This is a genomic window from Mycobacterium simiae, assembly GCF_008370645.1.
GTDB classification, from domain to species: Bacteria; Actinomycetota; Actinomycetes; order Mycobacteriales; family Mycobacteriaceae; genus Mycobacterium; species Mycobacterium simiae_A.
The window spans coordinates 1-952 of record NZ_VTZN01000424.1; the positions used below are offsets into that span (position 1 = coordinate 1).

The 952-nt window shown below is 65.7% G+C and carries 1 protein-coding gene; it reads left to right on the forward strand.

Translation table 11 applies throughout. The annotated features are described in order from the left end of the window. Positions 1-952: zinc-binding dehydrogenase (locus F0Q45_RS26230; protein ID WP_149656619.1), on the forward strand; the 952-nt coding region annotated here is incomplete at both ends.

Below are 952 nucleotides of genomic sequence, written 5' to 3' on the forward strand. Positions count from 1 at the left end.
GGCCCCCGACTGGCAGCTGGCCACCACCGGCAAGGGTGACCTGTCCAAGCTGGCCTTAGTCGAGAGCGACTCAAGTACACCGCTGAGCCCAGGACAGGTCCGCATTCAGGTACGGGCCGCGGGTCTGAATTTCCACGACGTGGTGGTGGCGTTGGGGGCTATCGCCGATGAGGGGCTCGGCATCGAAGCCGCCGGGGTGGTCCTCGACACCGCCCCCGACGTCACCAGTGTTCGCCCCGGTGATGCGGTGATGGGTTTATTCCCCGATGCTTTTTCGGCTACCGCCATAACCGACCACCGTGCGGTGGTGGCCATCCCGCCGGGATGGTCGTTTGCTCAGGCGGCCTCGGTTCCGACGGCGTTTTTGACCGCCTATATCGCGTTGGTCGAGCTTGCTGGACTATCGGCGGGGCAGCGGGTGCTCATCCATGCCGGCGCCGGAGGGGTGGGGCAGGCCGCCATCCAGATCGCCGCCCACCTGGGTGCTGGGGTGTTCGCCACCGCCCACCCGAATAAACATCGCGTGCTCAACGATCTCGGGGTCGATTCGGGGCACATCGCCTCGTCGCGCACCCTGGATTTCGTCGACACCTTCAGCGAGGCCACCGGCGGGCAAGGCATGGACGTCGTGCTCAACAGCCTGCGCGGAGATTTCGTGGATGCGTCCCTGCAACTGCTGCCGCGCGGGGGCGCATTCGTCGAGATCGGTAAGACCGATATCCGCATGGCCGACGAGGTCGCCGCTGCCCATCCCGGCGTCGACTATCAGGCCTACGATCTGGGCACCGTGGCACCGGACTCCCTGTTACGAGCGTGGACGGCGTTGCTGCCGATGTTTGTCGCCGGTGTCCTTAAGCCGCTGCCTACCACCAGCTACGGGCTGCTGAACGCGCCGCAAGCCTTCCGCGATATGAGCCAAGCCCGCCATACCGGAAAGATCGTGTTGATCCCC